Source organism: Clostridioides sp. ZZV15-6597, from assembly GCF_020657815.1.
Lineage (GTDB): Bacteria > Bacillota > Clostridia > Peptostreptococcales > Peptostreptococcaceae > Clostridioides.
This window is the reverse complement of sequence record NZ_JAGWCT010000037.1, coordinates 1-14,977: the sequence shown is the minus strand read 5'-3', so window position 1 is coordinate 14,977 and position 14,977 is coordinate 1. Positions and strand designations below refer to the sequence as shown.

The following is a 14,977-nucleotide window of genomic DNA, read 5'->3' as shown; positions in this document are numbered from 1 at the left end:
CAGCGTTTCAAGTGTTAAATAAGCAAATACTAAGGTATTTGAAATATCTATTTAAATAAATGGGGTCAAAGCTTTAAAAAATATTTATTATTAAAGGCAAAAGGGGGAGCATCATGAAATTAAAGAAATTAAAAGTTTTAAGTCTAGTAATGATACTTAGTCTAATGGCAGGCTGTTCTAGTGCAGGAAATGGGGAGAAAAAAACAGATAAACCTAACGATGGTAAAGTGCTTGTTTATGGAAGTAATGACTATACAAGTATAAATCCGGCACTATATGAACATGGAGAAATAAATTCATTGATATTTAATGGATTAACAGCTCATGATGAAAATAATAAAGTAGTTCCTTGTCTAGCAAAAGATTGGAAATTTGATGAAGCAACAAATACATATACGTTTAATTTAAGAGATGATGTTAAATGGCATGATGGAGAGAAGTTTACAGCAAATGATGTTAAATTCACAATGGAAACTATAATGAATCCAGACAATGCTTCTGAAATAGCATCAAATTATGAAGATATAACAAAAATTGATGTAGTTAATAATACTACTATAAAAATTACTTTAAAAGCACCAAATACAGCAATGCTTGATTATCTAACAGTTGGAATATTACCAAAACATGCATTAGAAGGTAAGGATATAGCTACTGATGGATTTAATCAAAAACCAATAGGTACTGGACCATTTAAACTTGAAAAATGGGATAAAGGTCAAAGTATAACACTTGTTAAAAATAGTGATTATTTTGTAAAAGAGCCAGGTCTAGATAAAGTAGTATTTAAGATTGTACCAGATGACAAAGCTAAAGCAATGCAATTAAAATCAGGCGAATTAGATTTAGCACAAGTAACTCCTAAAGATATGTCTAATTTTGAGAAAGACGAAAAGAATTTTAAAGTAAATATAATGAAGACTGCAGATTATAGAGGGATACTATATAACTTCAATTCTAAATTCTTTAAAGATGAAAAGGCTAAAGGATTACCAAATGCTTTAAGTTATGCAATAGATAGAAAAGCAATAGTTGATAGTGTATTATTGGGACATGGTGTACCAGCATATTCACCTTTACAAATGGGACCATATAATAATCCTGATATAGAGAAATTTGAGTATAATCCAGAAAAAGCTAAGCAAGAAATTGAGAAATTAGGTTGGAAATTAGGTTCTGATGGAATATATGAAAAAGAAGGTACTAAATTAGCTTTTGAAATAACAGCTGGTGAAAGTGACCAAGTTAGAGTTGATATGGCTAAAATATGTGCACAGCAGTTAAAAGAAATAGGTGTTGATGCTAAAGCTGTAGTTGTAACTGAAACAGATTGGGCTAATCAAGATGCACATTTAATCGGTTGGGGAAGTCCATTTGACCCAGATGACCATACATATAAAGTATTTGGAACAGATAAAGGTGCAAACTATAATGCTTATTCTAATCCTACTATAGATAAAATACTTCAACAAGCAAGAGAAACAGAAAATAAAGATGAAAAATTAAAGTTATATAAACAATTCCAAGTAGAGATGACTAAAGATATGCCATACACATTTATTGCTTATATAGATGCCATATATGTTGGAAAACCAAATATAAAAGGTTTAACACCTGATACAGTTTTAGGTCATCATGGTGTAGGTATATTCTGGAACATAGCTGATTGGACAATAGAATAATAGTTAGATTAATTAGAAACCTTAGGGATAAAATATATCCCTAAGGTTTGAATAGCATAGGGGTTGATGGTTTTTGGAACATTTATTGGAGGTTAATAATCTATCTGTAAGCTTTAAAATTGAAGAAGGTGAAGTACAAGCTGTGAGAGATGTGTCTTTTACTCTAAAGAAGGGTGAAACACTAGCTATAGTAGGAGAATCTGGTTGTGGAAAATCTGTATTATGTAAAAGTTTGATGAAGATACTTCCATATAATGGATATATCAAAAGTGGAGAGGTTCTACTTAAATCAAAGGACTTAGTTAAAAAATCTGAGAAAGAAATGGAAGATATTAGAGGAAGAGATATATCAATGATATTTCAAGACCCTATGACATCTTTGAATCCAACCATATCAATAGGAAAGCAAATAACTGAAGCTATAGTAATCCATCAAGGCATAAGTAAAAGTGAAGCTAAAAAAAGAGCTATAGAACTTATTGAATTAGTTGGGATAGATAATCCTGAAAAAAGATTTAAACAATTTCCGCATCATTTTTCAGGAGGAATGAGGCAACGTATAGTAATTGCTATAGCACTGGCTTGTAATCCAGAAGTATTAATTGCTGATGAGCCTACAACAGCCTTGGATGTGACTATACAAGCTCAGATAATTGACTTAATAAAAGAACTACAAAATAAAATAGGTTTATCAATAATATTTATAACTCATGATTTAGGTGTAGTTGCAACTATGGCTGATAGGATAGCAGTTATGTATGCAGGTAAGATTGTAGAAATAGGAACAGTAGAAGATATATTTTATGACCCTAGACATCCATATACTTGGGGATTATTAGGTTCATTACCTACTTTAGATTCACAAGAAGAGTATTTGTATAATATACCTGGAATGCCTCCAAATTTATTAAATCCTCCAAAGGGGGATGCATTTGCAGTAAGAAATAAAAATGCTCTTAGGATAGATTATGAAAAGGAGCCACCAATGTTTAAAATTAATGATACACACAGTGCAGCAACTTGGTTATTGCATCCAGATGCACCTAAAATAAATATACCAGTTAGGGTAAATGGTGGAAGGGTGATTTCTAATGAATAAAGAAAAAATACTAGAAATAAAAAATTTAAAACAATATTTTCATTTGGATAAAAGTACTACTGTAAAAGCAGTTGATGATATAAGCTTTGATATATATAAAGGAGAGATATTTGGTTTAGTAGGAGAATCTGGTTCGGGAAAATCTACAACTGGTAAAACTATAATAAAGTTACATGAGCCTACTGGTGGAGAGGTAATTTATAAGGGAAATTGTATCTCAGATAAAAAAGCATATAAATTTGTAAAAAAAGATGTAAATAAAAGTATGCAGATTATTTTTCAAGATTCTACTTCATCATTAAATCCTCGTATGACAATTGGAGATATAATTTCAGAACCACTTAAAATTCAATGTGTCTGTAAAAATAAATCAGAAAGGCTAGATAAAGTCTATGAGATGTTAAATTTAGTTGGACTTGATAGAAGCTATGCAAATAAGTATCCTTCTGACTTTTCAGGTGGACAAAGACAACGTATTGGTATAGCTCGAGCTCTTTCAGTAGACCCAGAGTTTATAATAGCTGATGAACCTATAGCTTCTTTAGATGTATCTATACAAGCACAAATAGTAAATTTATTTAAAAAGTTACAGCAAGAAAAAAACTTAACTTGTTTGTTTATAGCGCATGATTTATCTATGGTGAGACATATTAGTGACCGTATAGGAGTTATGCATAATGGAAAATTAGTAGAATTAGCAGATTCAGAAGAGTTGTATAATAATCCTATTCATCCATATACAAAGTCTTTACTTTCTGCAATTCCTATTCCTGACCCAAGATATGCTAAGCTAAGAAATAGAGTGGAATATAATTCTAGTATGTATACTTGTTCAAATGATGAGTTATCAAGTTGGATTGAGGTTTCAGATGGTCATTTTGTATATGCTTCTAAATCAGATATAGATAAATACCAACAAAATTTAAAAGTTGTTTAGCGTAAAAACCACTCTAGGTAAGAGAGTATATACATTTAGAGTGGTTTTTATGTGTATAAATTTATGTGTAAAAGTGTCAGTTTTAGAAGCTTTCGCCTTTAATTATTATATTTAAAAATTTTATGTTTAAAGTGTTAGCAAGTAGCATATTATTTCTATAAAGGGTTCTATAAAATACTTAAAATAGTTCTATATTTTGTCTTTAAATATATTAATATTAAAAAATTTACACTTTTAACAGGATTTATGTAAGTGTTTATAGAAATAAATAAGTATGTACATAATACATAATTATTTTTTATAATTCTAAAATACAAGAATGGAGAGATAGCTATGAAGTGGAGAGATTATGCTGATGATGTAAACTTATTTGAGGATTTTGATAGAAGTATCAAACCTCTAACTGACGAACAAAAAAAGAAAAATATAAACACTTTAATTGCATATTTTTCAAAAGAAGTTCCTTCTAAAATATACAATTTATCAAATGATGAAATCAAGCCTAGAGATATACTTAGAGGACTTCTTAATGTATATCCACCAAAAGAAATTGCTCCAGAGATACTGAGTATGTTACATAATTTATTGTTAATTGAATGTGAAGAAAAAGAGTTAGTAGATGTAAATGATATAGAAGAAGTAGAGGAAGGTATTGCTATATGGAGAGGAAATATAACTAATTTAAAAGCAGATGCAATAGTGAATGCTGCAAATAATAAGTTATTGGGATGCCTACAACCATTACATTTATGTGTAGATAATGAGATACATTCATGTGCAGGTCCTAGACTTAGAGAAGATTGTGACAAAATAATAAAAAAACAAGGACATTTAGAATATACAGGAGATGCTAAAATAACTAGAGGTTATTGTCTACCTGCAAAATTTGTAGTACACACTGTTGGACCTATTGTATCTGGTGGTCAGCCAAGTAAAGAGCAGGAAAAACAATTACTACATTGCTACAAATCATCTCTAAATACTATAAGAGAAATTGATGAAATAAAGAATATCGTTTTTTGTGGTATTTCTACAGGGGTATTTGGATATCCAAAAAAAGAAGCAGCTAATCTTGCTGTAAATAGGGTGAGATTATGGTTAAAAGAAAATCCTGAGAAAAATTTAAAAGTTGTATTTAATGTATTCACAGAAGAGGAAGAAGAAAAATATAGAAGAATATTTAGATAGTACTTGTCAATAAAGTATATAGTAATATTTATTAGATGAGGTAATAGCTTATAAATATTAATGATTAAAAAAATATAATTTGTAATTTTAGTAGATTAATAGGTATAATAGAAATCATAAGAGTAGTATAAGTAGTGATTGTATTACTTTTAAAAAACACAATATAGGAAAATTAAATGGTAAATAAATATGAAAAATAGTTTTAAAAATTATATTAGTTTAACAAATAAAGTAATAGTTGTGTCAGTTATATTTCTGTTAATACTATTAATCATATCGTACATATTTGGAAAATTGGTGTACGATAGCTCAGTTGGCTCAGAACAGTTAATAAAAAAAGAGGATATAGTAAAAGTATTTTCTGAGAGAAAAGATAAACCATTAGATAAATTGAAAAACTACAAGACAGAGGAGTTAATGATACAAAGTTCTAATAATTACAAACTGGAAAGTCTTTTTATAAATTCAAATATAAAAACAAAAAATACTATTATAGTTGTTCATGGAATTGGAAGTAGTCACTATGAAATGTTAAAAATAGCATATGAATACTTAGATAAAGGTTATAATGTATTGATTTACAATCAAAGAAATACTGGTAACAGTGGAGGCGATAATTTCACATTTGGTCTTTATGAGAGATATGATTTAGATAGTATGGTTAAGTTTGTAAAAAATAAATTCCCAGATGGTAAATTGGGAATCCATGGATTTTCTATGGGTGCAGGAACGGCTACTATGCATACAGCTATAAATTCAGAAAGTCAAGAGGTCGATTTTTATATATTAGATTCTCCATATTCTGAAATGAAGGATGCCATTAGAATGGGAGTAATAGAAAAACATATACCAAATATATTAGTAAATTATGTAGTAGCATGTGGAGATTTGTATAATAAATTTAAATCTGGATTTTGGTATAGTGATGTAGAGCCATATAAGGCAATCGAAAAGAGTAATGTTCCTATACTATTTATACATGGAACAAAAGACACTGTTTGTAATTATCAAAATAGCCAAACAATGTATGACTTAGTCAAACATAATAAAAAAGAGCTATGGCTTATAGAAGGTGTTGAACATGTCGCTGGATATGACTCTGATAGTAGAGCATATTTCAATAGAATTTTCAAGTTTATAGATAGTAGTATTATTAATTAATAGAAATTAGTTGTATATTTCAAGGGGGTGTCTCAAAATGAACTTTTTAGTTCATGAGGCACTCTTTTTTGTATGAAATCAACTATATTTTCATCATTTCAACAATGAAAAAGAGGCTTATCTCTATTTTGATTCAGTCCCTTTTTCATATTAAATATAAATGTTTAATATGAATTAATCGATTATGAAAATGAAAATAACTACCAATTAAATTCACTTATACCTCAAATAAAAGAGTTAGTATTATATATAACAAAATCTAACGAAAAGAGAGGTAGTATATATGAAAAACAAAAATAATAAAGAAAAAGGCATGTTGAATGTGAGAGCATTAAGAGTTTTGGGATTACTATTGATATTTTTTGATTATACAGGAGATACTTTAAATTTTTATAACTTTTTTGCTAAACCCTTAGTATCAGGAAGTTTATATCAACCAGGAGGAGCCGACTATATAGTATTGTTATTATTTGTTGCAGAATGTGTATACTTAGTAGGAAGATACATATTAAAAGTTAAAATAAATTGGAGTGAAGTTATTGAAAATGAAAGAGATAATTTTATTAATAATTTGTTAGTTGAGAAAATACAAGAAGAAAGCAACTTTGTATATAACCTATTAAACTCATTTATTTTACCACATGTATACAAGATAGGAGAATTATTCATATTTAAAACACATAACGCGTTAATCTACATTAAGGAAAAATACTATTATGTAAATATATATTAATATATATTTAACTGTTTAGTGTATTGAATTCTATATATGACTATTAAGATGAATAGTATAGTTTCCTTTGATAGGTTAAGTTTTTTGATATACATAAAAATCGCAATTTACCTTACTATTAATTTATAAATCATGTAAAAATAGATTGCGATTTTTATTTTTAAACTTCTGCTATGACTTTACCTGTGTCAATTAAATCATATCCACCAAGACCTTGAAGTTCAGCCTTAAATTCAGCTGAATTAATTATACTAATTATAGTTTGGTAGACAGGGTTTTTTAAGTCTTCTTTTTTTATGACCAAATCATAGCGTTCCTTGTGAAGAGGAATAAAGTCAATATTGTTTACTTGTAGAGCAGCTTTTTCATTGCCCAATCCAACATCAGCTATACCACGAGAAACCTTGCTTGCTACGCCTAAATGTGATAATTCTTCATTATAATAACCATTTATATCAGTGCCATTAAAATTTAAAAGTCTAAGCTTGCCATCGAGCAAAACTCTAGTTCCAGCCCCTTTTTCTCGATTTACAAGTGTTATATTTGGTCTGGTTAAATCCTTCCAATTTTTTATTTCTTTAGGATTTCCTTTAGCAACGTAAAAACCTTGCATTCTATAAGCTAGATTTATAAGTACACATGGGATTCCTGGTAACAGTTTTTTAACAAAAGTACTATTATATTCATCTGTTTCAAAATCCCATAGATGGGATGATGCTATAGAAACCCTGCCATTATACAATTCATATAGAGCATTATAACTGCCTATATAAGAGCGAAATGTATTTGCTCTATCTAATTTTTTTTCAACAGATCTAGCTAAAATATCTAATATTACATCTTGACCAGAAATAATAATTTTATAATTATTATCAATATCTATATTTTTATTGTTAAAATGTGTATCTTTAATTTTACCAGTTTTCTGATTGTTGATATATTCTTCAACATCTTTAATATCAACTCTTATTTTTTTACCTACTTTGTAAGAAGGAAGCTCACCTCTTTTGATTAATTCATATACAGTATTTTTTGTTATTTTTAATAGTTCAGCTACTTCAACAGGTGTCAAAGATGATAATGAGTCCATAATCCACCTCCATATAAGGTTATTTTAACATTAAAAAAAGAAAAATGTAGAAAAATATTTAAAAGTAATATAAATAATTTACTTGAAAATTTATTAGCAGGTATATATAATTAAGTTATACATAACAAAACATGATAAAACATGATAAAACGAATTAAAATATGTATCAAATTTACAAAAAGGGAGAGTATTATGAAAAAAATATTGGGAATATTAGGACTAGTTGCATGTTTAACTTTGGGGACGGTTGGATGTAGTAGTAAAGAAAGTCCAAAAGATGATGGAAAAGAAGAACAAACAAGTAAAAGTAATGAGGCAGTAGAATTAAACATATCAGCTGCAGCAAGTTTAAAAGAAGCAATGGCAAAAATTGAAGAAGAATATAAAAAAGTTGATTCCAATGTAAAACTTACAGTTAACTACGGAGCATCAGGTTCGCTTCAACAACAAATAGAACAAGGTGCACCATGTGATTTATTTATTTCAGCAGGTCAAAAACAAATGAAAGCTTTAGATGAAGAAAAGTTATTGGTTTCTGATACTATGAAAGATTTAGTTAAAAATGATTTAGTTCTTATTTCTTCTGCTGGTAGCGATGTATCTAGTATGAAAGACTTAACTACAGATAAAGTAAAGAAAATTGCAGTTGGAGAAGCTGAAAGTGTTCCAGCAGGTAAATATGCAGATGAAGTATTAACTAATTTAAATTTAAAAGATACATTAAAAGATAAATTAGTGTTTGCAAAAGATGTAAAAGAAGTTTTAGCATGGGTACAATCAGGAAATGCAGATGTTGGATTCGTTTACTTTAGTGATACTGTGAATAATGATAAAATAAAAGTAGTTGAAAAAACAGATGAAAAAATTCATTCACCTATTACATATCCAGTTGCAGTAATTGAAGCTAGTAAAAATGCAGATTCTGCTAAGAAATTTGAAGAATTTCTATTAAGTGATGCAGGACAAAAGATTTTTGAGGAATTTGGATATAAAAAAGTAGAATAAGTTTAAAAATAATTTATATATAATTAAAACGAAATTGTATATAAATAAATGAAAATTGAAAATAATTGTATATTATAATAAAATGGAAATAGTGAAATTAATAGATTTATTAATTTCACTATTTCCATTTAAATTAAGGAGGGAAAAAATGGGGACAGATTGGTCACCTTTATGGATATCACTTAAGACAGCTTTTTTGTCAACGATAATAACTTTTATAATAGGAATATTTGTGTCATATATTATGGCTAACTATAGAGGTAAGTGGAAAGGTCTTATAGATGGTATATTTACACTTCCATTAATTTTGCCACCCACAGTTGTTGGATTCTTTTTATTGTTGTTATGTGGGAAAAATGGCTTTGTAGGTAAATTTTTACTGAATTTTGATAAAACCTTAATATTTAGCTGGACAGCAACTGTAATCTCAGCAGTAGTAGTATCTTTTCCTATGATGTATAGAACCTCAAGGTCAGCTTTTGAACAAATTGATAACAATATGTTGTCTGCTGCTAGAACCTTAGGTCTTAATGAATGGAAAGTTTTTTTAAAGATTGCAGTACCATTAGCTTGGCCTGGGATAATAGGTGGACTTGTGTTGTCGTTTGCCAGAGCACTTGGAGAATTTGGTGCTACACTTATGATAGCTGGAAATATACCTGGGAAAACTCAAACGATGCCAATCGCTATATTTTTTGCAGTTGAAGGTGGAGATATGAATAAAGCTATGATGTGGGTTATGATTATTGTAGCAATATCTATAGCAATGATTTTATTATTAAATTATTGGTCGGAATTCCAGCAGAAAATAATAGGAAAGAGGTGTAGATAGTTGAGTTTATATGTAGATATTGAAAAAGATTTATCCTCTTTTAAATTAAAAGTAAAAATTGAACAGGAAAAAGGAATTTTAGGATTTTTAGGTGAATCTGGTTCTGGAAAAAGTATGACATTAAAATGTATAGCAGGACTTGAAAAACCTACAAGAGGTAAGATTATATTAAATGAAAGAGTGTTGTTTGATTCTGAAAAAAAGATAAATTTATCAACACAAGAAAGAAATGTTGGTTTTTTATTTCAAAATTATGCATTATTTCCACATATGACTGTAAGCCAAAATATCGAACTTGGTCTTTCAAAGTTAAGTAAAGATGAAAAAAAGGAAATAATAATGAAATATTTAGAAATACTTAAATTAAATGGATTTGAGGGGAGATATCCTTGGCAATTATCTGGCGGGCAACAACAAAGAGTGGCACTAGCTAGAGCATTAGCTACATCTCCAGATATACTACTTTTAGATGAACCTTTTTCTGCATTAGACCATCATTTGAGGAGTAATATGGAAAAAGAACTTATGAACATGTTAAAAGACTATAAGGGAGATATATTGTTTGTTACTCATGATATTGAAGAAGCTTACCGAGTTTGTGATGATATTATGGTTTATAATAAAGGAGAAGGTCTTCCCAAAAGACCTAAAAAAGAACTATTTGAGTTTCCAAAATATCTTATAGAAGCAAAAATAACAGGATGTAAAAATATATCTCGATTAAATAGAATAGATGAAAATACTATTTATGCCACAGATTGGGGATGTAAGTTGACATTAACTGGAAACATAGGTGATAATATAGAATATGTGGGAATCAGAGAGCATCATATTAAGGTTTTAGATTCTAGTGAAAATTTAGATGGCAAGTTATGTTTTCAATTAATTAACATCATAGAAAATCCATTTACATATACTATATATGCTAGAAACCATAATTTATCTAGTGAAAGTATGCCTATTCAAATAGAATTAGAAAAAAACAAAATGAGATTTGAGAAGGGAGACAGCATTTATTTAGATTTTCCACAGGAATATTTATTTTGCTTTAAGTACAATTACAACGAAAAGGAGTAAATTATATGACTGAAAAAGAAAAAATGTTGTCAGGTCAAGGTTACTATGCAAATGATGAATTGTTAGTAAAAGAGAGAGAGTATTGTAGAAAATTAACTAGATTATTTAATAATACTTTGGAAGATGAGTATGAAAAGAGAGCAGATATTTTAAGACAACTATTTGGTTCAGTTGGTAATAAAATAAATGTGGAACAAAGTATAAAGTGTGACTATGGATATAATATACATGTAGGTGAAAATTTTTTTGCAAATTATGACTGTATTTTTTTAGATGTATGTAAAATTGAAATCGGTGATAATGTAATGTTAGCTCCAAATGTTCAAATTTATACAGCTTATCATCCAATTGATGCACAGCTTAGAATTTCAGGAATAGAGTATGGCTCACCTGTAAAGATAGGGCATAATGCATGGATAGGTGGAGGAGCAATTATAACTCCAGGAGTTACTATAGGTGATAATGTGGTAATAGGTGCAGGAAGTGTAGTGACAAAAGATATACCACCAAATACTATAGCAGTTGGAAATCCATGTAGAGTAATAAAGAAAATAGAAGAATAAGCTTATTTATATAAATAAGTTAAGAGTATTTACATATTATCTTTGGATAAGCAGTATATTAATGTAAAATTGAATAGACAATATATTAAAATAAAAATATATGCCTGTTTTTATGCTTGGAAAAACTCATAAAAACAGGCATATTAATTGTATACAAAAATCTCATTGAATTTTACTTTGTTTTAATATTTTATATTAATTGGAGTAGTCAAATTACTTATTTTCAGTTTTAATATAAACTATATTCTCGTCAGAAGGTTTATCTATAGAAAGTGCCTTTAGAGTATCTTCATTAATAATTAAATTAGTTTCTTCTAAACTTGTTATAGGCATATCTGAAACTTTAGATTCTCCTTTTAGAATCTTAACAGCCATCTCACCAGTCTTATAACCTAATTTTTCATAATCTATACCTTGGCAAGCCAATGCTCCACCTTTTACCATACCCTCTTCTGCAGCTATTATAGGTATTTTGTTTTTAGTAGCAAGTTGAGAAACTATAGGCATAGAAGATGCAAGTAAATTATCTGTAGGAGCGTAAATAACATCTACATTACCCATTAAACTAGAAGCTGCTTGATTTATTTCACTAGAAGAACTAATTCCTTTTTCAACAATTTTAAGACCTTTATCATTTGCATATTTCTTCAAGTTATCAACTTGAACTTTAGAATTTACCTCGCTAGTATTATATATAACACCTATAGTCTTTGCTTGTGGGATGAGTATATCAAGAGCCTTTAAACTCTTATCAATAGGTGTAAAATTGGAAGTTCCAGAAACATTTTTACCTGGTTTATCTAAAGAATCTGCAAATCCAGCAGAAACAGGGTCAGTTACAGCAGTTATAAGTATAGGTATATCTTTAGTAGCATTGTATGCTGCCTGAGCAGATGGAGTAGATATAGCAAATATCAAATCTTTTTTATCAGAAACAAATTTACTAGCTATAGTTTGTGTAGTAGGCATATCATTTTGAGCATTTTGATAATCTATTTCTATGTTTTTACCATCTTTAAATCCATTATCTTCTAGAGCTTTAATGAATCCTTCTCTAGATGCATCTAAAGCTTGATGCTCAACTAATTGAGTAATACCAATTTTTTTAATTTCATTATTTTTATCAGATGATTTATTTGAATCATCCTCATTATTTTTAGAACAACCTGTAATGGTGGATACACTAAGAACACCAATTAAAATTAAATTTATCAACTTACTGGACTTCATTTTGACCACTCCCTCATAAAAATCTATTATATTTATTCTTGTTTAGTTTTTACATAAGAAATATTTTCATTAGAAGGTTTTTCCATACCTAAAGCTTTTAATATATCTTCATTAACAATGATATCTGTATCATCTGATGTAGCTACAGGCATATCAGAAACTGATTCACCATTTAAAATTTTAACAGCCATTTCACCTGTTTTGTAACCAAGCTTTTCATAGTTTATACCTTGACAAGCAAGAGCACCTTTTTCAACTGGACCAGATTCAGCTGCTATAACTGGAATCTTATTTTCAGTAGCTATTTTAGAAACTATAGGCATAGAAGAAGCTACTAAGTTGTCAGTAGGAACATATAAAACATCTATCTTACCAACTAAACTAGAAATTCCCTGATTGACTTCATTTGAAGTAGTTATCCCTTTTTCAACAACTTTAAAACCATTTTTAGAAGCATATTCTTTTAAAGCATCCACTTGAACTTTTGAATTAACTTCACTAGTATTGTACATAACTCCTATAGTTTTTGCCTTAGGAGCAAATATTTTAAGAAGTTCTAAGCCTTTTTCCACAGAAACGAAATCTGATGTTCCAGATACATTTCCACCTGGTTTTTCAATTGATTTAACTAAGCCAGCAGCAACAGGGTCACTGACAGCAGTTATAAGTATAGGTATATCCTTAGTTGCATTGTACGCTGCTTGAGCAGATGGAGTAGATATGGCAAATATTAAATCCTTTTTATCAGATGCAAATTTACTTGCAATACTTTGTGTAGTAGGCATATCATTTTGAGCATTTTGGAAATCTATATCAATATTTTCTTCATCTTTAAATCCATTTTTTTCTAAGGCTTTTACAAATCCTGTTTTAGTAGCATCTAATGCTGGATGTTCAACCAATTGAGTTATACCAATTTTTTTCACTTCTTTATCTTTAGAGCTATTTTCTTGTTTAGAATTGCCAGAGTCTCCACCTTGTGAACATCCTGTAAGCATAGATACTCCAAGAGCACCAGCTAAAATTAAACTTACCAATCTTTTTTTATTAATCATTTTTATATCCCCCTCAAAAGTTTTATTGTTATATATGTTCATATATTCATATGAATTATTGTAGTATTGCTAAAAATATTATGACTTTAAAATTATTTTATAAATAAACTAATTTGTAACTAAGCTAAAATTAAATTATCATAATAGATACTTTTAAACTGCATATTCAAATTTTTCTAATATTTCTTCAACTGTTAATTTTTCTTTTTCTTTTCCCTTTACATCTAAGACAACTTCACCTTTATGGAGCATTATCAATCTATCTCCATACTGAAGAGCATGCTTTAAGTTGTGAGTTACCATAAGGGTAGTTATATTTTTTTCTCTTACAATCTTATCAGTTAATTCAATTACTTCATTTGATGTCTTTGGGTCAAGTGCCGCTGTATGTTCATCAAGTAATAAAACCGAAGGGCTTGTTAAGCATGACATAATTAATGAAAGTGATTGTCTTTGACCTCCTGATAAAAATTGTACTTGTACGTCTAGGTATTTTTTTAAATCCAGAGAAACTCCTTCTAATAAATTTTCTAGAAAATCTCTTTTATAACGAAGACATTTTTTTAGATTCAATAACTTACCTTTATTAAGAGCCAAGGATAAGTTTTCTCTAACTGTCATAGAAGGACAAGTTCCTAAACTTGGGTCTTGAAAAACTCTACTTACTATTTGAGTTCTTCTATGTTCAGCTAAATTAGATAGATTGTGTTTATTTAATAATACTTGACCAGAAGATTCTTTTATAAGACCCGATATTATATTTAATAAAGTGGATTTACCAGTTCCATTACTACCTATGATACTTACAAATTCACCATCTTCTATGTCAATTGATAAATTTTCAAATATAGTATTAGGTTGACCGTATGGATTTGGGAAACTCTTTGAAAGATTTTTAATTTGTAACATCTATAACACCTCTTTTTTCAGATTTATTTTTGGTACTAGCTTTGCACTTGTTTTTTTTTAGTGAGATATTTAAATTACCAGTAGCTAAGAAAGCTATTATAACTATAGCAGTTATCAGTTTTAAATCAGTTGATAACATACCTAAACTCATTGCAAAGTATATAGTGAATTGGTATATGAAAGAGCCAACAATTATTGCAGTAGTATCTTTAATAAAAGTGAATTTCTTAAATAATGTAATACCAATTATGATAGAAGCAATTCCAAGTACTAAAGTTCCAATACCCATATTTACATCTGAGAATCCTAAGAATTGAGCCATCAAACTACCAGATAAAACTATAAGTCCATTTGAAATCATAAGTCCTAATATTTTTATAGAACCGATATTTATACCCAAAGATTTAATCATTTGA

Annotated in this window: 14 protein-coding genes and 1 pseudogene; 10 read left to right on the top strand and 5 right to left on the bottom strand. The window is 28.8% G+C overall.

What is annotated here, in order from left to right; translation table 11 throughout:
- Window positions 1–113: 113 nt before the first annotated feature.
- The 6 genes from KGF52_RS10190 (at window position 114) to KGF52_RS10165 (ending at window position 6,800) form a co-directional block, all read left to right on the top strand.
- On the top strand, window positions 114–1,682 hold the full coding sequence (locus tag KGF52_RS10190; protein WP_227840094.1) for an ABC transporter substrate-binding protein: 1,569 nt from the start codon (window positions 114–116) through the stop codon (window positions 1,680–1,682).
- 73 nt (window positions 1,683–1,755) lie between these two features.
- Window positions 1,756–2,781 (top strand): ABC transporter ATP-binding protein, encoded by a 1,026-nt coding sequence (locus KGF52_RS10185; RefSeq protein ID WP_227840093.1) that lies wholly within the window; start codon window positions 1,756–1,758, stop codon window positions 2,779–2,781.
- Window positions 2,774–3,718: an ATP-binding cassette domain-containing protein gene (locus tag KGF52_RS10180; protein WP_227840092.1), complete on the top strand. Its 945-nt coding sequence runs from the start codon at window positions 2,774–2,776 to the stop codon at window positions 3,716–3,718. The genes KGF52_RS10185 and KGF52_RS10180 overlap by 8 nt, the downstream gene beginning before the upstream one ends.
- 333 nt (window positions 3,719–4,051) lie before the next feature.
- Entirely contained in the window at window positions 4,052–4,906 is an 855-nt protein-coding gene (locus KGF52_RS10175; protein ID WP_227840091.1) for a protein-ADP-ribose hydrolase, read from the top strand.
- Window positions 4,907–5,095: 189 nt separating this feature from the next.
- On the top strand, window positions 5,096–6,067 hold the full coding sequence (locus tag KGF52_RS10170) for an alpha/beta hydrolase (RefSeq protein WP_227840090.1): 972 nt from the start codon (window positions 5,096–5,098) through the stop codon (window positions 6,065–6,067).
- A 283-nt stretch (window positions 6,068–6,350) separates the two neighbouring features.
- Window positions 6,351–6,800 carry a hypothetical protein gene (locus KGF52_RS10165; RefSeq protein ID WP_227840089.1) on the top strand — a complete coding sequence of 150 codons (450 nt, stop codon included), beginning with the start codon at window positions 6,351–6,353 and terminating at the stop codon, window positions 6,798–6,800.
- A gap of 160 nt (window positions 6,801–6,960) precedes the next feature.
- Here KGF52_RS10165 and KGF52_RS10160 read toward each other — a convergent pair whose 3' ends face one another.
- A complete protein-coding gene (locus KGF52_RS10160) occupies window positions 6,961–7,890 on the bottom strand; it encodes a helix-turn-helix transcriptional regulator (RefSeq protein WP_227840088.1) in 930 nt (309 codons plus the stop codon).
- Between the two features lie 192 nt (window positions 7,891–8,082).
- Here KGF52_RS10160 and modA point away from each other — a divergent pair, with 192 nt between their 5' ends.
- From modA to KGF52_RS10140, 4 genes are all read left to right on the top strand, one after another.
- Window positions 8,083–8,895 carry a molybdate ABC transporter substrate-binding protein gene (gene modA / locus KGF52_RS10155; protein ID WP_227840087.1) on the top strand — a complete coding sequence of 271 codons (813 nt, stop codon included), beginning with the start codon at window positions 8,083–8,085 and terminating at the stop codon, window positions 8,893–8,895.
- 148 nt (window positions 8,896–9,043) lie between these two features.
- Window positions 9,044–9,727: a molybdate ABC transporter permease subunit gene (gene modB / locus KGF52_RS10150; RefSeq protein WP_227830163.1), complete on the top strand. Its 684-nt coding sequence runs from the start codon at window positions 9,044–9,046 to the stop codon at window positions 9,725–9,727.
- Entirely contained in the window at window positions 9,728–10,804 is a 1,077-nt protein-coding gene (locus KGF52_RS10145; RefSeq protein WP_227830164.1) for a sulfate/molybdate ABC transporter ATP-binding protein, read from the top strand.
- Between the two features lie 5 nt (window positions 10,805–10,809).
- A complete protein-coding gene (locus tag KGF52_RS10140; RefSeq protein ID WP_227840086.1) occupies window positions 10,810–11,367 on the top strand; it encodes a sugar O-acetyltransferase in 558 nt (185 codons plus the stop codon).
- Between the two features lie 213 nt (window positions 11,368–11,580).
- Here KGF52_RS10140 and KGF52_RS10135 read toward each other — a convergent pair whose 3' ends face one another.
- The 4 genes and pseudogenes from KGF52_RS10135 to KGF52_RS10120 form a co-directional block, all read right to left on the bottom strand.
- Window positions 11,581–12,597 (bottom strand): ABC transporter substrate-binding protein, encoded by a 1,017-nt coding sequence (locus tag KGF52_RS10135; protein WP_227830166.1) that lies wholly within the window; start codon window positions 12,595–12,597, stop codon window positions 11,581–11,583.
- A gap of 32 nt (window positions 12,598–12,629) precedes the next feature.
- Window positions 12,630–13,652, bottom strand: coding sequence for a CD0873 family tyrosine ABC transporter substrate-binding lipoprotein (locus KGF52_RS10130; RefSeq protein WP_227840085.1), 1,023 nt, complete (start codon window positions 13,650–13,652; stop codon window positions 12,630–12,632).
- A gap of 153 nt (window positions 13,653–13,805) precedes the next feature.
- Window positions 13,806–14,561 (bottom strand): ATP-binding cassette domain-containing protein, encoded by a 756-nt coding sequence (locus tag KGF52_RS10125; RefSeq protein ID WP_227840084.1) that lies wholly within the window; start codon window positions 14,559–14,561, stop codon window positions 13,806–13,808.
- Window positions 14,548–14,977: pseudogene (locus KGF52_RS10120) on the bottom strand (ABC transporter permease); the annotation flags it as partial. The gene KGF52_RS10125 and the pseudogene KGF52_RS10120, both read right to left, overlap by 14 nt.